This is a genomic window from Dyella acidiphila (genome assembly GCF_014863405.1).
In the GTDB taxonomy this organism is placed as follows: Bacteria; Pseudomonadota; Gammaproteobacteria; order Xanthomonadales; family Rhodanobacteraceae; genus Dyella_B; species Dyella_B acidiphila.
Genome location: NZ_JACZZA010000018.1, coordinates 16,160 through 33,724 on the forward strand (window position 1 = coordinate 16,160; position 17,565 = coordinate 33,724).

The 17,565-nt window shown below is 61.8% G+C and carries 18 protein-coding genes; 10 read left to right on the forward strand and 8 right to left on the reverse strand.

Going from position 1 to position 17,565, the window contains the following annotated elements:
• Positions 1–6: 6 nt before the first annotated feature.
• Complete coding sequence (locus tag IGX34_RS20940; RefSeq protein ID WP_338015524.1) at positions 7–1,434, reverse strand: sensor histidine kinase; 1,428 nt, start codon at positions 1,432–1,434, stop codon at positions 7–9.
• Positions 1,431–2,096: a response regulator gene (locus tag IGX34_RS20945; protein WP_192557703.1), complete on the reverse strand. Its 666-nt coding sequence runs from the start codon at positions 2,094–2,096 to the stop codon at positions 1,431–1,433. The genes IGX34_RS20940 and IGX34_RS20945 overlap by 4 nt, the downstream gene beginning before the upstream one ends.
• A gap of 456 nt (positions 2,097–2,552) precedes the next feature.
• Here IGX34_RS20945 and IGX34_RS20950 point away from each other — a divergent pair, with 456 nt between their 5' ends.
• From IGX34_RS20950 to IGX34_RS20985, 8 genes are all read left to right on the forward strand, one after another.
• Positions 2,553–3,524: a hypothetical protein gene (locus IGX34_RS20950; protein WP_192557704.1), complete on the forward strand. Its 972-nt coding sequence runs from the start codon at positions 2,553–2,555 to the stop codon at positions 3,522–3,524.
• Between the two features lie 186 nt (positions 3,525–3,710).
• Complete coding sequence (locus IGX34_RS20955; protein ID WP_192557705.1) at positions 3,711–4,100, forward strand: hypothetical protein; 390 nt, start codon at positions 3,711–3,713, stop codon at positions 4,098–4,100.
• A 70-nt stretch (positions 4,101–4,170) separates the two neighbouring features.
• Positions 4,171–5,118 carry a heavy metal-binding domain-containing protein gene (locus tag IGX34_RS20960; protein WP_192557706.1) on the forward strand — a complete coding sequence of 316 codons (948 nt, stop codon included), beginning with the start codon at positions 4,171–4,173 and terminating at the stop codon, positions 5,116–5,118.
• Positions 5,115–5,936, forward strand: a complete 822-nt coding sequence (locus tag IGX34_RS20965; protein ID WP_192557707.1) for a heavy metal-binding domain-containing protein — start codon at positions 5,115–5,117, stop codon at positions 5,934–5,936. Before IGX34_RS20960 ends, IGX34_RS20965 begins: the two co-directional genes overlap by 4 nt.
• A 15-nt stretch (positions 5,937–5,951) precedes the next feature.
• Entirely contained in the window at positions 5,952–6,653 is a 702-nt protein-coding gene (locus IGX34_RS20970; RefSeq protein WP_192557708.1) for a PspA/IM30 family protein, read from the forward strand.
• 761 nt (positions 6,654–7,414) lie between these two features.
• Positions 7,415–8,194: an AraC family transcriptional regulator gene (locus tag IGX34_RS20975; RefSeq protein WP_192557709.1), complete on the forward strand. Its 780-nt coding sequence runs from the start codon at positions 7,415–7,417 to the stop codon at positions 8,192–8,194.
• Positions 8,195–8,296: 102 nt separating this feature from the next.
• Positions 8,297–9,265: a quinone oxidoreductase family protein gene (locus IGX34_RS20980; protein ID WP_192557710.1), complete on the forward strand. Its 969-nt coding sequence runs from the start codon at positions 8,297–8,299 to the stop codon at positions 9,263–9,265.
• Between the two features lie 28 nt (positions 9,266–9,293).
• Entirely contained in the window at positions 9,294–9,458 is a 165-nt protein-coding gene (locus tag IGX34_RS20985) for a DUF1427 family protein (RefSeq protein ID WP_192557711.1), read from the forward strand.
• Between the two features lie 10 nt (positions 9,459–9,468).
• On the opposite strand, the gene IGX34_RS20990 is transcribed toward IGX34_RS20985, so the two are convergent.
• On the reverse strand, positions 9,469–9,774 hold the full coding sequence (locus IGX34_RS20990) for a 2-hydroxyacyl-CoA dehydratase (RefSeq protein ID WP_192557712.1): 306 nt from the start codon (positions 9,772–9,774) through the stop codon (positions 9,469–9,471).
• A gap of 335 nt (positions 9,775–10,109) precedes the next feature.
• Between IGX34_RS20990 and IGX34_RS20995 the strand changes: the two genes are divergently transcribed.
• Entirely contained in the window at positions 10,110–11,753 is a 1,644-nt protein-coding gene (locus IGX34_RS20995; protein ID WP_225737670.1) for an MASE1 domain-containing protein, read from the forward strand.
• Positions 11,754–11,755: 2 nt separating this feature from the next.
• Here the strand turns inward: IGX34_RS20995 and IGX34_RS21000 are convergent, their stop codons facing one another.
• Complete coding sequence (locus tag IGX34_RS21000; RefSeq protein ID WP_192557714.1) at positions 11,756–12,250, reverse strand: hypothetical protein; 495 nt, start codon at positions 12,248–12,250, stop codon at positions 11,756–11,758.
• Between the two features lie 1,119 nt (positions 12,251–13,369).
• Here IGX34_RS21000 and IGX34_RS21005 point away from each other — a divergent pair.
• A complete protein-coding gene (locus tag IGX34_RS21005; RefSeq protein WP_238482214.1) occupies positions 13,370–13,711 on the forward strand; it encodes an H-NS histone family protein in 342 nt (113 codons plus the stop codon).
• Positions 13,712–13,804: 93 nt separating this feature from the next.
• Here IGX34_RS21005 and IGX34_RS21010 read toward each other — a convergent pair whose 3' ends face one another.
• The 4 genes from IGX34_RS21010 to IGX34_RS21025 all read right to left on the reverse strand — a co-directional run bounded on the left by IGX34_RS21010 (position 13,805) and on the right by IGX34_RS21025 (position 17,471).
• Complete coding sequence (locus IGX34_RS21010) at positions 13,805–14,044, reverse strand: hypothetical protein (protein WP_192557716.1); 240 nt, start codon at positions 14,042–14,044, stop codon at positions 13,805–13,807.
• A gap of 138 nt (positions 14,045–14,182) precedes the next feature.
• Positions 14,183–14,524 carry a hypothetical protein gene (locus IGX34_RS21015; RefSeq protein ID WP_192557717.1) on the reverse strand — a complete coding sequence of 114 codons (342 nt, stop codon included), beginning with the start codon at positions 14,522–14,524 and terminating at the stop codon, positions 14,183–14,185.
• Between the two features lie 235 nt (positions 14,525–14,759).
• On the reverse strand, positions 14,760–15,842 hold the full coding sequence (locus IGX34_RS21020) for an AsmA family protein (protein ID WP_192557718.1): 1,083 nt from the start codon (positions 15,840–15,842) through the stop codon (positions 14,760–14,762).
• Positions 15,843–15,902: 60 nt separating this feature from the next.
• Positions 15,903–17,471, reverse strand: a complete 1,569-nt coding sequence (locus IGX34_RS21025; protein ID WP_192557719.1) for an ankyrin repeat domain-containing protein — start codon at positions 17,469–17,471, stop codon at positions 15,903–15,905.
• Positions 17,472–17,565 lie beyond the last annotated feature (94 nt).

The window sequence follows — 17,565 nt, forward strand, 5'->3', positions numbered from 1 at the left end:
GCCCCCTCACCCCAGCCCTCTCCCCGCGGGGGAGAGGGGGTGCGCTTGAGGAATAACCACTTTCACCCGCAACCCACGCCCTGAGGGCGTATCCAGCAATTCAATATTCGCCCCATGCAATTGCGCGGCGCGCTGCACGATGGAAAGCCCCAGCCCATAGCCATCACCGCTACTGCTCGCCTCGCGATGAAAGCGCGCAAACACACTGCTGCGCCGCTCGGCCGGAATACCAGGCCCATTGTCGATCACCTCGATCACCGCATCGCCGCCATAGCGCTCCATCGACAGCTGCACCTGCCCATGCTGCTGCGGCACGTGGTGCATCGCGTTTTCAATCAGATTGCGCAGCAACGCCGCCAGCGCCGCTTCGTAGCCCTGCACTACCAAGCGCTCTTCGTGCTCCAGAAACGCAAAATCCACCCCGCTCTCCCCAAGCAGCGGCGCCAGCTCATCGATCACATTCATCGCCACCACCACCAGATCGACTTCGCTGCGCTGCCCCTCTGCCGCACGCGCTTCGATCCGCGCCAGCGCCAGCAATTGCTCGATGCGCCGCGCCAAACGCGCAAGTCCGGACTGCGCATTGACCAGGGTGTGCTTGGTGCCGGGCTGGATCTCGCCGGCCATGGCGGTATCCAGATGGATCATGGTTGAGGCCAGTGGCGTGCGCAGTTCATGCGCTACGTCGGCGCTGAAACGGCGCTCGCGTTCCAGCGCATCCTCCAGCCGTTCCAGCTGCGCATTCAATGCATCCACCACCGGCTGCAATTCCTGCGGCGCGCGTTCCAGCTGAATCGGCTGGCGACTGCCTGGCGCGCGCGAGGCCAGCGCCTGGGTCAAACGCTCCAGCGGACGCAAGCCGCGCGCTACCGCCCAGCCGGCCAGCAAGGCCAGTAATGGCAGGCCGATCAACTGCGTCAAACCCAGATCCACCGACAAGGCGTGCGTGATATCGCGACGGCTGTCGTCACGCTCGCCCATGCGGATGACTACGTCGTTGACCTCATCGACCAAGGTAAACACACGCCAGCCATAACTTTCGTAGTGATAATCCTCGAAGCCGGAAATCAGCGTATGCGGCAACGGCAGTTGCGCCAGGTTGGCGGTGGTGAGCTGCATGCGGCCATGCCGGTCCAGCACCTGATAACCCACTTCCGACTCATGCGTGCGGCCGTGCATCAGCTGCTCTTCCGCCTTGAGGCTGAGAATGGGCACCACCAGCGGCCCCTGCTCCGGCCGGCGGATCGCCGCGGCACCGCCGTTCTGGATCAGCACATCCAGCGTGCGCGCCGACTGCGCCAGGCGCCCGTCCAGCAATTCGCGCGTTTCGGTCAGCGTGCGCTGATAGCTATACAAGCCCAGCGGCAGCAGCACCGCCACCAGCACAGCCAGAATCATCCAGCGCAGACGCCCGCGCAAACTCAGTGGATTCACGTGGGGTCCCTGGGAATCATGTAGCCCACGCCGCGAATGGTGCGGATGGCATCGAAGCTGAGTTTGCGGCGCAGCGCATGCACCTGCACTTCCAGTGCGCTGCTGCCGACCGAGTTGTCCAGGCCGTACAGCGAATTCTCCAGATGTTCGCGGCGCACGATGCGCCCTGCCCGCTCCATCAAAATGCGCAGCAGGGAAAACTCGCGCCGGGTCAGCTCCACCCGCTTGCCGCGGTACTCCGCTTCGGAGGTGCCGATATCCAGGCTGATCACGCCCACGTCGATGCGATTGGCCGCCAGCCCCTGCGCACGCCGGGTTAGCGAGCGGATGCGCGCACCGAGTTCGTCCACGTGGAAGGGTTTCACCAGATAATCGTCCGCCCCCGCATCCAGGCCGCGCACGCGCGCCTCCAGCGCATCGCGCGCGGTCATCACGATCACCGGCGTGTTGACGTGGGCGCGGCGCGCTTCGGCCAGCACTTCCAGGCCATCCTTGTTCGGCAGGCCCAGGTCCAGCAGCACCAGGTCGGCGGTCTGGTCACGCAGCGCGGCCAGCGCCTCGCGCCCGTCGCGCAGCCAGGTCACCGCATAGGAAAGCTGCTCCAGCGCCTGCTTGATCGCCGTGCCCAGCGGGAGGTCGTCTTCGACCAGGATGATGTGCATAAGCCGATTACCTTGCCCCGGCCATACCGGCGGGTATTGTTCCAGCCTGCCATTGTGCGGGCACTAGCTTAGCGCGGCCTTACACGGCCATCACGCCGCCTGGACGTTTTGCTAGCGTCGCCGGCCGTCATGCGGCGGACGCATGGCCGGTCTTTTGGACGTCTATTTCACATCCGGTGTGCCGTGGCGCACACATCGGCAAACACCTGCAAAAATCCTCCGGCGATTCACGCCTGCTGCACGCAGGCGTGGTGACAGTACCGCGGCTTTGATCGTCAAAGCAGACGCGCCAAGGATATCGGCCGGGGAGTCGCCCGCTACATCAGGTTACGTTTCGCAGCGCTTTGAGGGGCAACGCCCTTCGTGGGCGAGGGATCGCTTTTGCCATCATTCGAGAGGAGTGCGCGATTTATGAAACCTTTTACGCTTGGCTGTAAAGCATGGCTCGGCAGGTGGATGATTGCTGCCGTTTCGCTGGTAGGCATGGCCACTGCGGTGCAGGCTGCCGATGCGGTCAACCTCACCAGTGTCAGTACGCTGTCGCCCAATTTCCGTCCGCAGAACGTGCCGCTGGATTACGTGATCACACCGAACGGCTATTTCGCCGCCTCGTGCGTGCATGCCGTCAACCAGGGCGAGAAAGTGCATAACGACGGCAGCATCGAAGCCCTCGACGGCTCGATCCGCAAACCCGCTGCGTGCACCCTGCCGCACTTCACGCAAAGCGGCGTACGCATCGAAGCGAATGGCCGCATCGGCAATCCGCTGAGCAGTAGGAAGCCCGCCTCCAGCTATAGCGGCTGGCTGCTTACCGCCGACTACGTCAGCTCATCCAACGTGGGCACGATCTCGGCCAACTGGGTGGTACCGTCCAATCCCAGCAGCACCACCAACCAGGTCGATTATTTCTTCCCGGGCCTGGAACAGAACGACAGCAGCCCCGATTCCATCCTGCAGCCGGTGCTCGGCTATAACGCCTTCAGTGGTTCGGGCGTGAGCGCATGGACGCTGTCCAGCTGGAACTGCTGCTACGCGGGTAGCACCTACTACAGCGGTCCGGTGAATACCGCCGCCGGTCATCAGATCTACGGCATCGTTACCGCTACCTGCACCAGCACAAGCACCAGCAGCACCTGCGCCACCATCACCACCAAGGACCAGACCAGCGGCGCCTCCACCACCTTCACCACCAGCCCCTACGGCGCACTCACCTGGGTCTTCGGCGGCACGCTGGAGGCGTACAACATCTCCAGTTGCAGCTTGCTACCAGCGAGCGGATCGGTGAGTTACACCAGCATCGTGGTGAAAAACATGAGCGGCACCACGCTCAGCAATCCGTGGAGCGCGGACAACATCATCGGCTCCTCCGGGCCGGCCTGCGGCTACGGCATTTCCACCACCAACAGCAGCGTGACGCTGGATTACTGAAAAACTTCCGGCACTTCCAGCCGGGCACCCCGCAACGGGGTGCCCGGTCGCAACAGTTTGCGGCGCATGCGCCGCGCAATATCTCCGTGCTACGCTAATTTGCATCGGCCGGCAGTGATGCCGGCAGAAGGGGGCCACGGAGGCCGCAAGCGCACCGTGGTGTTCTGGCACGACAGGGGCGCGGTCTTGAGCAGTCTTCCCAGCGATTTCGATTTGAATGCGGCCTGGTTCCGCAAGGCACAGGGTGACCTGAAGGCTTTCATGGAGGCCTTTGCGGTACGCCTGGAAGGCGCCATCCCCGGCCGGGTTGCGGTAGAACGCCAAAAAGACGGCCTGTTCGCCAAAACCAGCCACGCCACCCGCATCAGCGTGGAAGCGCACGACCACCATTACGTACTGGAACTGCAGAAAGGGCGCCTCGCCGCCCATCGCAGCAAGTCCGTGCGCGGGGTGACGCTCAGCACCGAACCGATGGATGTGCCCGCCTGGCTGGCCGCGCTGTACAGCGATATCCAGGTGCTGGCCGAACACGCCGGCGCAGCGCAGAACGTGCTGCACGATTTTCTGATGTCCTGAACCTGTAACGCACCTGCTGCAAGGTGCGCGATCGAATCCCGCTGCAAGGATTACAGCATGGAGTTTCGAGATGTCCTGGTTTAACCGTTTCAAGGGAACTGCAACACCCACCGGGCCGGCCCAGCAAGATTTTGCGGGCAATGCCGCCGAGCGCCTGAAAAAATGGGAAAGCGCGCTGCAGCACCATCACCTGCCCGACTTCGTCAAACAACGCCTGGCTGATGCCGGCAGCGGCAAGCTGCCGTGGATCGCCACCATGACCCCGGCCGAACTGGCGCAGACCCATCGCCACCGCGTGCGTCCGATCGCCATGGTTTCCGGCACCTGCTGGTACCACTTCGGCTATTCGTGGACCAACGGCCATACCGCCGGATGGCATGCCGCCCTCAGCCGCATGCAGGAAGAAGCCGTGGCCGCCGGCGCCAATGCCATCGTCGACGTGCGCATGCGCAAGATCGACCTGCCCACCGACGCCAGCATGGATTTCACCGTGATCGGCACGGCCATCCGCATCGAAGGCATGCCGCCCAGTCCGGAGCCGGTGGTGGCTACCGTCACGGCGCTGGAATTCATGCGCCTGCTGGAAGCCGGCATCGTGCCCAGCGGCATCGCCATCGGCGCGCACTACGAATGGCTGCAAGGCTGGGACAACTATTACAACTCGCTGGACGCCAAAGGCGGCTGGGTCAACCAGCCGTTGACCCGGCTCGGCAACTTCTGGGAGCAGGTGCGCAAAAAAGCCTTGCTGCAACTGCGCCAGGATGTGCACCGGCAAGGCAACGGCGCACTGGCGCATATCCATTTCGGCCAGTTGCTGAAATCGGAAGACGACAAAAATCCCAGCTATCTCGGCCGCCACATCGTGATCGCCACCGTGATCGACAGCGAACGCTACCGCTCGGTACCGCACGACATCCGCCACGTGGTGGACATGTGCGACGGTCCCTCGCCGCTGAACGATGTGCGGCCGGGCAGCCACAACGTTTATGACACCAATCAGGAAGAGGGTTCGATATGAGTGACGGCATGGCGATTCCGCAACACGCGCTGGAGCGCTTGAAAGGCCTGCGCAGCGAAGGACATCCGGGCGGCATCTTCACCTCGGATTTCTCGGTCAACGAATTTCTGCTGGTGCGCAAGGCCGGCTTCGAGCCGGTGGGCCTGTGCGTGGGCTCGTGCATCTACCACCTGGGCATCCAGTACGCCAACTGGAGCCAGAACCAGGAAATGGACGTACTGTCGCAAGCCATGTACCACGCCCGCGAACTGGCCATGTCGCGCATGCGCGCAGAAGCCGAGGGCATGGGCGCGGACGGCATCGTGGGCGTGGAGCTCACCGTCAAGCGCATGGAGTGGGACGACAAGATCCTGGAGTTCATCGCCATCGGTACTGGCGTGGTGCATGCCAAGGGCCATCCCGGATTCAAGAGCCACGGCGGCAAGCCGTTCACCTCGGACCTCTCCGGCCAGGATTTCTGGACCTTGCTGCAATCCGGCTATCGCCCGCTGGAAATGGTGATGGGCTCGTGCGTGTATCACGTAGCGCACCAGGGCATGTTCAAGGCGCTGGGCAATATCGGCAACAACACCGAGCTGACCAACTTCTCGCAGGCGCTGTACGACGCGCGCGAAATTGCCATGGAACGCATGCAGCACGAGGCCATTGCGGTGAAAGCCGAAGGCGTGGTCGGCGTCGACCTGCACGAAGGCTCGCACAACTGGAAGCCGCACATCATCGAATTCTTCGCCGTGGGCACGGCCGTCACGCCGATCACCACCGAGCGCGATGCCTCCACCATCCCCGATCCGCAGCTGGTGCTGTCGGTCAACAACTGATACCGGAGTACACCTATGAGCCTTCTCGGACGCATGGCCGACCTGCTGCAGGCCAAAACGCATTCGCTGTTGAACAAGCTGGAAGATCCGAACGAACTGCTCGATCTTTCCTATGAAAAAATGATCAGCGGCCTACAGGAAACCAAGCAGCACCTGGCCGAAGTGGTCACCGAGCAGAAAATGCTCGAACGCCAGATGGACCAGGCCAAGCAGGAAGCCGACCAGGCGCAGGACAATGCACGACTGGCGCTGCAATCCTCGCGCGAAGACCTGGCGCGCGAAGCGCTGGCCAAGCGCCAGGCTGCGCTGGACAAGCAGCAGTCGCTGGCCAAGGCGCACGACAACATCACCGCCCAGGTGCAGAAGCTGATCGGCTACCAGAAGACGCTGGAAGCGCGCATCGAGCAATTCCATACGCAGAAAGAAGTGATGAAGAGCAGCTACACCGCCGCGCAAGCGCAGGTGAAAGTGACCGAATCGCTCACCGGCGTGGGCAACAAGCTGGGCCAGGTCGGCGACACCATGCGCCGGGCGGAAGACAAGCTTGCCGGTACACAGGCGAAAGCCGATGCGATGGAAAGCCTGTTGCAGTCAGGCGTGCTGAACGATCCGCTCGATCATCGCAGCAGTGCGGAGAAAGAGCTCGATACCCTGCGCAGCCATAGCGCGATCGATTCGGAGCTGGAAAAGCTCAAGGCAGAGCTCGGCAAATCCTGAGCACGCCGAACAACGTAGGTTGGGTTAGCGCAGCGCAACCCAACATGGCGGTGCGGCTGCATGCCATTTGAGGCAAGCGCAAACAACCCCACCCCAGCCCTCCCCTGCCAAGCAGGGGAGGGAGAAATTCGGCGAGTGCATTGCACCTTCAAACTCGCGCGATCAGCTCCCTCCCCTACGTGCAGTAGGGGAGGGAGAATTTCGGCAAGTGCATTGCACCTCCAAACTTGCGCGATCAGCTCCCTCCCCTACGTGCAGTAGGGGAGGGTTGGGGTGGGGTGAAGTCCCCACACTTACGAACACCTTCCTTCGAAAGCGCGAACGCTTTCGTCGGAATGACAGCAAGGGTGTGACAAACGAAACGTCTGCTTGTGGTTCAAGGCAAGCGCACACAACCCCACCCCAACCCTCCCCTGCCAAGCAGGAGAGGGAGAAATTCGGCAAGTACATTGCACCTTCAAACTCGCGCCATCAGCTCCCTCCCCTACGTGCAGTAGGGGAGGGTTGGGGTGGGGTGAAGTCCCCACACTTACGAACACCCTCCTTCGAAAGCGCGAACGCTTTCGAAGGACAGCAACGGTGTGACAAACGAAACGTCTGCTTGTGGTTCAAGGCAAGCGCAAACAACCCCACCCCAACCCTCCCCTGCCATGCAGGGGAGGGAGAAATTCGGCAAGTACATTGCACCTTCAAGCCCGCGCAATCAGCTCCCTCCCCTGCCAAGCAGGGGAGAAAGCGATCTCGCGATATGCTTGATCACCATGACTCGCGCCACACCGCCACGCCTGCACGACGACAACCGCCCGCTGCACACCTTGCGGCGCGAATACCCGCGCGCCACATATATCGAACCACACACCCACGACTGGGCGCAGGTGCTGTATGCGGTGGAAGGGGTGATGTGGGTGGAGGTGGGGCACGAAGCGCTAGTGGTGCCGCCGCAGCGTGCGGTGTGGTTGCCGCCGGGCGTATCGCATTCGATCCGCATGATGAGCGCCGTGCAGATGCGCAACTTGTATCTGCAAGCGCACATGGCCCGTTCATTGGGACAACGCGGCGAAGTGTTCGAAGTGAGCCCGCTGCTGCGCCAGCTGATGGTGGTGCTGAGTGAAGAAGGCGAACAGCGCAGCGACGAATACCGCGATGCCGCGTACCGCCTGATCGTGCTGGAACTGCTCGCCGCCCGGCGCAGTGCCCTGCGCATCGCCTTGCCGCACGGCGGCGATCGCCGGCTGGAAGCGGTATGCCGTGCGGTGATCGAACAACCTTCGCAAGATCTCAGCCTGGAACAACACGCCGAACACGCCGGTGCCAGCGTGCGTACCCTCTCGCGCCTGTTTACGCAGGAACTGGGCATGGGTTTCGCGGAATGGCGGCGACAAGTGCAATTGGCGGTCGCCACGTCGCGCCTGGCCGAAGGGCATGCCATCGGCGCCATCGCCCGCGCCCTGGGCTACCAGCCCAGCAGCTTCAGCGACATGTTCCGGCGCGAACTCGGGGTGGCGCCGGCCGCCTATATCGCCACGGATACCGCCCGCTAAGCGCTTGGCCGAAATTCGAAAGCCTTTGACCGATACCCAACATGCCGGTCACCTAGACTGCTCCACATCGGCAAGCACTGCTTGCGCCACACGGCAGCCCCCATGAAAGCCCTGCAATTCAAGCGCCACGGCGCGCCCGAGGTACTGGAATACGTGGATGCCACCCTACCCGCCAGCGGCACCGATGCAGCCCTGGTGCGCATCCATGCTGCTTCGGTCAATCCCAGCGACGTGAAAAACGTGGCCGGCCATTTCGCGCAAACCACCCTGCCCCGCATTCCCGGCCGTGATTTCAGCGGCGTGGTCGAACAAGGCCCGGCGGAGTGGATCGGTGCCGAGGTGTGGGGCACCGGCGGCGATACCGGCTTTACCCGCGATGGCACGCATGCCCAATACATCTGCCTGCCCACCACGGCCCTGGTGCGCAAACCCGCCGCGCTGAGCCACGAACAGGCCTCGGCCATCGGCGTGAATTTCGTGGTCGCGTGGCTGGGCACGGTCACCTATGCGCAGCTGCGCGAAGGCGAAACCATTGCCGTGATCGGTGCCGGTGGCGGCGTGGGCGGCGCGGTAACGCAAATTGCCAAATCGCTGGGCTGCCGGGTGATCGGCATCGATCGCCATCCCGTTGCCGCCGATGCCCCAGCCGCGCGCCGCATCGATGCGTTCGTACCTTACGACGAGCATACGGTGGAACACCTGCGCAGCCTGGATCAGCTCGCCGATGGCGTGGACGTGGTGTTCGACAGCGTCGGCGGCGTGGCTTTCGAAACTGCCTTGGGCCTGGCCCGGCGCCGTGGCCGGGTGGTGGAAATCAGCGCCACCGGGCGGCGCCGGGTGGAGTTCGATCTGATCGATTTCTATCACAACGAAACCCAGCTGCTCGGTGCCGACAGCGCCAAGCTCGGCGTGGTCGAATCCGCACCGCTGATGCAGGCCATTGCGCAACGTTTCGATCGCGGCCACTTCGACCCGCCGGTGATCGCCCATCGCTATACGCTGGCGGATGGTCGTGCGGCCTATGCGGCCGTAGCCCAGGGCACGCCCGGCCGTGTGGTGCTGCTTCCCTGACCCCCGCGATAACCCGAAGGACATCGCCATGAAGGCTTATCTCGTATCGCTGGGCGTGGGGCTGCTGGTCGGCGTGATCTATGGCCTGCTGCGGGTCAAATCGCCGGCCCCGCCCACCGTGGCCCTGATCGGACTGTTCGGCATGCTGGGCGGCGAACAGCTGATTGCGCTGCTTCGCCACCTGCTGCGCTAGCCGCCCGCACCTACTCCACGCTGAGGACCTTGGGTTTGCGGCCGCGGCGCGGCTTGGCCTCGGTCTGGGCGATCAGGCTTTGCAGGTAGGCAATGCCCTCTTCCTCGGGGAAAAAGGCAATCACGTCCGCCACCGTCAAATTGTGACGCTGGCGCAACGCCAGGAATTCTTGCCTGGCCCGTTCCATGGCGGACAGGGCCGCTTGTTTGGCAGTCTGCTTCGCGGTCGGCTTTGGGGGGCCGCGATCTTCAATCTGCTTGTCGAGGGCCGCGAGTTCTTCCTGGAAGCGGCGAAAGGCATCTTTAGGGAGGGTCATGGCGACTTGGGGTGTAGCGGGAACAGCCATTATCTCACACGAAGCAAGGCCTTAGCGCGCGCCAGGTTCCTGCGAAAGTCGACCGAAACTGTCATAAAGCAAGCGCGCACTGCCTATTTTTCTTCACCTTTTTCCTAATTTCCGCGCGTATGATGGCCCCTAGGCCGTCGACCACGATCGGCGTCCACGCCGTTGCGTATTACTTGCCATCACGTGTTTTGTCCGTCGATGGCACAGTCCTGGCTTTATTGGCTGTAATTGCTGGAACTTGCCGGAAGTCATACCGCTCAGGGACGGCTGGGGTGCGGTTACCGCGAGCTTGGGGAGCGGCGAAAATGCTTAAGTCCATCACAGCGAACCTGTGGGTGCGTCAGGTTGCAGTATGTGTGGCATATGGGGTGGTGTTCGCAGTGTTGCGACCCTACGCGAGCAGCGTATGGGCGATTACCTGCGGCCTGCGCATGGCCTGCCTGCTGCTGATGCCCTATCGCTACTGGCCCAGCCTGGCGCTGGCCGAAGTCGGTCCGCTGATTTACCAGAACCTGGAAAGCGCGGGCGAATTCGGCCTGGCGTGGACCATTGCCAATTCCATTCCACCCATTCTGTATGCCATGCCGGTGGTGTGGTGGTGCCGGCACAAGCTGGCACTGTTTGCATCCCGTCGCGCCGTGGCCGTCAATGCCTTGTTTATCTGCATGAGCCTGGCAGCGTTGGTGTGGACGGTGGCGATCTTCGTGGTGCTGGCCACGGTGACGCAATCCAATCCGTATCGCTTCCATGTGTTGAACGTGGTGCAGGTGTTCCTGGGTCGCTATATCGGCATGCTCACCCTGGTGCCGCTGGCGATCGCGTTCAAATTGCTCAAGCCGGCCACGCTGCGCAAGCAGGCCGTGCAATGGTTCAAAAGCCAGCTGACGCTGGAAATGGTCATGTTGTTGCTGCCCAGCCTGGCGGTGCTGATGTGGATGGGGCTGCGTGCCTCGCCGGATGCGCAGCAAGTGATCCGCATGGCGATGTTCCTGCCGGCGGCATGGCTGACCATGAAACACGGCTGGCGTGCCGCCGCCATCGGCATCGCTGCAGTCACCACCTGCATCTTTATCAATATGCAGGTAATGCATAACGCGATCGGCCTGGTCGGCGCGCAAGCCTTTGTCGCCTTCGCCTCCACCTGCCTGTTCGCGCTGGGCACACGCATCACCATGCAGCAGGCGGCGGAAGAACAAGAGCGCCTGGATGCCAAGGCTGCGCTGAAGCTCGCCCAGCAAGGCATTTATCTGTGCGAAATGCGCATGCGCCAGGCGGCGCAATCGCTGGAACAGATCGGCGGCACCATGCAGCTCACGCAAACGCGGCTGCTCAACCGCTTCAAGCACATGCTGCCGCTGATGGAAGGCCAGAATTACTACAAACAGGCAGCCACCACGCAAAGCCAGGTGTTCCGCCTGGCCGAATCCATGCATCCCACCGCATGGCGCGAACGCGGCCTGCCCGCCGCGCTACGCGAAACCATCGGCCGCTGTCTGGACGAAGCCGGTTTCGCGTATCACTTCGCCATCAAGGGCCGCGGACTGAGCCAGCTTTCGCCCGGCACCCATGCCGCGATCTATCGGCTGGCATGCGAGGCGCTGGTGCATCTTTGCGCGCAGGAAACCTGGACCACGCTGACCACTTCGCTGCGTGGCGGCTATACCAACGGGCAGCGCTGGGCGTTGCTGCGCATCGAAGCCGCGGACGATCCGTTCGGCTTCGACGATATGCCACCCCACACACCCGATATCACGCAGCTGGCCTTGAAACTCGGCACCAGCGGCCTGGGCATCGACGCCATGCGCGACTACGTGCGCCTGTACGACGGCGATTTGCATGTACGCCTGTGGGCCGATAAATGCCGCATCACCTTCCTGCTGCTGGATGCCAGCCAACAAGTGCGGGATCGGCATACCGCCTCCCCCGCACTTGAGGTGTACATCCGCTGAGATCAGTTGCCGATCTGGCTGATCACATTGCCGGTGCAATCGCTGGGATCGTGATAAGGGCACCCCAGCAACGCAGGCACCACGGTGAGCTGCACGGTGCCATTGCTGGCAGGTGCAGCGGTGATGCGATTGACGCCATCGCTGTAGACATTCTCCGCATAGCCGGTGGTTTTTGGTGTGGCCGTACTTGCGGATGACACCGTTACCTTGGGCGCATCCACGCCCACCGGCAACACCAACACTTCGTTATCGGCCATGGCCACGGCACCGCGCACGGTGCCGGCGAGATCGTTTACCTGGATATAGCGCACACCGTCACGAGCAAATACGTAGACGTGATAGTGCGGACTGGTGCTGACATCGGCCGTGCTCGGCCAGGATTGGCCCAGGCCGGTCGCAGCGGGTTCGGTAGCGAAGGCTTGGGCGGAAAACAGACCGGTGAACAGCACGGTGGTGAACAGTGCGGACGAAACCAGAGCGTGTGTATTGCGCAACATAAATACCCCCTTTGCATGGGTTTTGGCACCAATTGCCGAGGGCAATCTAGCATCGGGGTGTGGGGGGATATTGCTAAAAAAGCCGCGTTTTAGCGGTGGTTTTGGTGAAGATTGGGGATGGGAAGTTAACTTTTTGGGTGTGATTTTGGAGGGGTGAGGCTGTTTTTGCCGGGATGATGGATTGGGTGAATGTGAGGGCTTCACCCCAACCTAACCCTCCCCTGCCGCGACGCAAAGCTAGTCCCGTGGGACACGTAGGGAAGGGAGCAGATTGCCCAAGCGTGCAGATGTGGCACCCCACCGACACGGCCCCCTCCCCTGCCTTGCAGGGGAGGGTTGGGGTGGGGTTGCACGCGCTTGCCTTGAACCTTATGCAGACGTTCCGGCACACACCCCAAAATCAGTCGCCAAAGACGACATCGCACCACCTAAAGGCGCGAGCTCACTAAGCCGTCATTCCCGCGAAAGCGGGAATCCATTTTGACTTTCAGCATCAGAGCAAGATGGATTCCCGCTTTCGCGGGAATGACGGCTCTGCGGGAACATGCACCTCGGTGGATTCCCGCTTTCGCTGGAATGACGACCCTGAGGGAACATGCACCTCGATGGATTCCCGCTTTCGCTGGAATGACGACCCTGAGGGAACATGCACCTTGATGGATTCCCGCTTTCGCGGGAATGACGGCTCTGAGGGAACATGCACCTCGAGGGATCCCCTCTTCCGCGGGAATCACGGCCCCGAGGGAACATGCACCTCGACGGATTTTCACCTTGCGCAAATGACGACACCGAGGAATGCATGCGCCCAAATGAATTCCCACCCACGCAAAAAAGCCACCCCACATCGCTTTTTTCAACATTTTCCGTGGCCCTCTCCCGACAAAAAAGACCACTTAATTAAGCATTATCCCCCACACCCCCATGCAAGAAATACGAAACCGCCCTCACAAAAACTGACTCGCCGTTCATTAAATAAGTCCATGTTTATTGCTTTCGCGTGACGTCTGTATATAACCTTGTCCGTGAAACACCCTTCACCAAGGACCACCAATGGCTATTGATCTAAAGTCTCTGTCTCCCAAAGAACTCAAGGCACTTATTGCTAACGCCGAATCGCACATGCATGAAGCAAGGGCCCATCAGATCCAGGAAGCCAGGAAAAAGATCGATGCATTGCTCAGCAGCGCAGGTCTTAGTCTTGCGGATGTGTATCCCGGCCACGGCGCCGGCAAGGGCGCCAAAGGCGTCAAGCGCGGCACGGTAGCCCCCAAATATCGCAACCCGGAAGATCCCAGCCAGACCTGGACCGGTCGCGGCAAGCGTCCGCTGTGGTTTGCGGCGGCGATCAAGCGCCGCGGCGTTACCGCCGACAGCCTGCTGATTGGCGGTGCCGGCAAGGCCAAGGCAGCGCCGGGCAAGCGCGCCGCCAAGAAGGCCACGCGCAAGACACGCGCACGCTGATCCAACCAGTCAGTCGGCGCCGAACAAGGCCCCACGGGACAATCCCGTGGGGCTTTTATTTTGGGCGGCAGGTACGTGCAAACGCAGCGCGGATTATTTACCCGTCGTATCGGCGAACTCACCCAGCGTCTGCAGCGTGGCATGCAGCTGTTGCAATTGCTGCACATCGAACGGCATGCGCACGGTTTGCACCATATTCGGGTGCTTCTGCTCGAAATGCCTATAAGCCTGCAACGCGTCTTCAAGAATGGCCACGCCCAGCGCCACGCCCTCCCCGGACTTGAAAGAAAATTTAATGGCACTCACGCGTGCCGCATGATTCTGATTGGTCATGAATCCTTATCCTGCTTGATGTGAATGAATACCTCTGCGCTAAAAAACGGCACGCCCGTATCGCCAGGCGTGCCGAAAAGTAGCGCGCCGAATCAACTAGCGCACCAAATGGCTGCCCTCAAAAAACACCCGCGTGACTTAGTCGCCGCGCGTTCGTCGGGTCGAACCGACGTGTTGATGCAAAACGTTGAGGGCAAACGGCACGCCATGGGGCTCGGCCGAGTCGAGCGGCAGAAACGGGCCGCAGAGACGCACGCCGGGAGGCAAAAGCGGCGGTATATCACTGCAGTGGGCGTTCGAAGCGCGCTCGGCAATCGGCACAGTCAGCAGGTAAGCATCACCCTGCTCCATGGCGGCGTTGCGCTGGTCCCGATCCAAACTCCGCGCAGGGAGCATGCCGTCGGGCGGTGAGGGACATTCGAAATGAAGCTCGATTAGATCCGAAAGGCACGCGGGTGCCGTATCATTGGCGACAGCCATAACAACTCCATCGTAGTTGATTGTGGTTAGCGGGTCGTGGGAGCTGTCACTCTCACGGCTCGCGCCTCTACCTTACATTGCTGCAAGGGTCATCGGCGGTTAGCTGTAACCAAAAACGCCGATGACCACGACAACATAACAAGCTGGGCGACAGCTGTATGTAGGAATAATCTTCTCATCGCTGTACGCCATACTGCCAAAACAAATCATCCAGCGATGCGCAACGCATCAGCGATCAATGATTGTCGCTATCCGGCGCCGGCTGCAAATGCTCCAACTGCGACTTGTAAGCCTGCACAAAGGCCGTACGCAGCACACCCCAGATAGCCTGCGGCTCGCCAATCTGGCTATCGCCGATGCGTCCACTGATCGGAACTTTCGTCACAATCTGATCGTTCGACGGATTCTTCAGCAGCGACGCCACGCCTTGTGCCGCTGCCTCATACAGCAGCTTCACCGGCCCCTTCTTCTCCTGCTCGACATCTTTTTTCCAGCTGAACATCTTCAGATCCTTGAACACCGGCTCCGCATAACCCTCCAGCTCGCCATTGCGCGCCTTCAGCTGCATGGTGAAATCGCCGGTGCCGGCGGCGAAATCCAGGCCGGTGTAGGCACGCGCCAATGCATTGGCGCGCACCAGCTGAATCTGCGTGGCCTTGATGTGGTAATCGAAATCGCCGAAGTGATTACCCGGATCGAAGGTGGCATCCGTCTCCAGCGGTGCATCGCCAAGAACGGTGGCGGTAGCGTGCAGCGTGGCCATGCGTGCGCCGTTCTGGCGCTTCTCCGACAGATTGGTGGCGGTGCCCTCGACATGGTTCATGGTGAGATCCACGCGCGGGCTGGAAACAAAGTTGCGGAAAGTGACGGTGCCGTTGTGCACGCGCACTTCATCCAGCTGGGCGGGAATAAGGATATTCAGCGCCTCGCTCCAGTTCACGCCTTTGCCAGTCTGCCGCTCGCTGTCGCTTTTGCCGTCGATAAAATTGACGGTGGCGTCGTAGAAATCCACCTTGCCGCGGAAGCTGCCATGCAGCAGCGCGCTGTAGCTCACGGCAATCTCGGTGCGCGGCGCGTTGAGGAAGGGCTCCTTCGAAGGGCCATCCACCTTGTCGATGCGCAGATCGCGGATGGTGTAGCTGCCGCGCCAGATATGCAGATTAATATCGGACATGGTGCCGTGATACGGCCCCATGTGCTCGATGCGCTGATCCAAGTAATGACGTACCCACATCGGCAAGCACAGGCGCAGCACCACCAGCAGCAGCGCCAGGACAAGCAAGGGCCAGATCAGTTTATGCACGTGAGCGGATTTCACCGCGCCGCTCCCTTGGTGGAACCGATCCGCCGACTGTAGCGCAAGCCAACCGGTGGGACACTAGGCCGGATCGTGATGGCCGCGCAATTCCTCGAAATATGCCGCGATTTCCTCCGGAAATTGATAGCGCAGCGCTGGAATGGGCGAGCCCGCCTCGATCAGCGCTTTGGCACAGGCCAGCCAATCGCCGCCCGGCGTGGTCTCGGCGATGGCGGCGAAGCAGAGCGTGCCGTAGACGTTGTCGTTATAGCCGTGCGGTTCGTCATAGTGTGCGCCGTGTGCCAGCAGAAACGCGGCCAGCGGCGCATTGCCACGAAAAACTGCCCAGTTAAGTGCACTGCCATCGATATCGCCGCCACGCACGGCAATCGGCCAGCCCGCTTCCACCATCACCCGCACCGCTTCATCGCAACCGGTGGAGGCCAGCTCCGGCAACATGCGCAAGGCACGCGCCGAGAGCTTGCCGATCAAGCCGGGATTCGCGATGAGTAGCGCCTTTACCTTGGCGCGATCGGCACGCGCACAGGCATTCAAGAAGGTATCGACGGGTTTGTCATCCGCGACGGCACCGGCCTGCAGCAGACGCTGCGCCACCGCCGTAAGCCCCAGGCGATGTGCCAGCCGGTACGCACTCATGCCGTGCTTGTCGCACACCGCCGGATCGGCACCGGCATCGAGCAGCATGCCGATAATCTCCGGTGAACGGCGCCGATGAATCGCATGCAACAGCGGCGCACCGTGCGGGCCGGCTTCGTTCGCATCGCCACCATGCGCCAACAGCAAGCGCAAGGTATCCGGCAGTTCCCCATCCAGCGCACGAAACAGCGCATTGCAGCCGCTGACCCGCGCGCCGGCCTGCAGCAACATGGCCACCAGCGTGGTATCCGCATCTTCGGTAGCGTGATACAGCGATTCGCCATCATTGGGATTGGCGCCCGCTTGCAGCAGCATGCGGGCGATATCCACATCGTGGTTGCGGCCAGCGGCACCATACAGGGCGCTCAATGGATCGTTCGGCAGCAGCGGATCCATCCAGGCGACATTCGGATCCGCGCCCGCCGCCAGCAACAGCTTCACGCAGGCGCGAATGCCCGGCGCATAGGCCGGCAACGCGACCAAGGCGGAAAAGCTCGCGCTGAGCAAAGGCGTCATGGCGTTATCCGCCCTGCCCTGTGTAACCCACTGCGGATCGGCAGCCATGGCCGCCTGCACCGCTGCGGTATCGCCTACCGCACAAGCAAGCACCGGGTCACCGGTAAGCAGATCCGGATGCGCATGCAGCAAGCGCTGCGCCAGCTGCGGCTTGGCCACCTGATAGCCATAGCCGAAGGCCCAGCACTGCCATTGCTCGCGACGCTGCGCGGCATCGGCATTTACGGCGGCAAGCGCCACATAATCTTTCAATTGCGTCCACGAGGCGAAGCCGTATTCACGGGCGACGCAGGATTGCGCATCGTGCAGCCGCAGATCCATGCGGGCGATGGCATCATGATCCAGCGACGCGGCAGCCGGCAAAGCGAGCCGGATGCGTTCGAGTGCGTCGCGATTTCCCTGGCGGACTTCATCGAGCAGGGTCTTGGCCTGCTTCTTCAGATGATCCAGATGCGGACGAGCGGGCAATGCTTTCATCACAACCTCCATGCACTGAATGCCGAAGGTCCGCAAGCCCGGCTGCACAAAGGTTGGTGGTGGCAAGCAAGTGACAAGTGGGTTGAACCCTTTC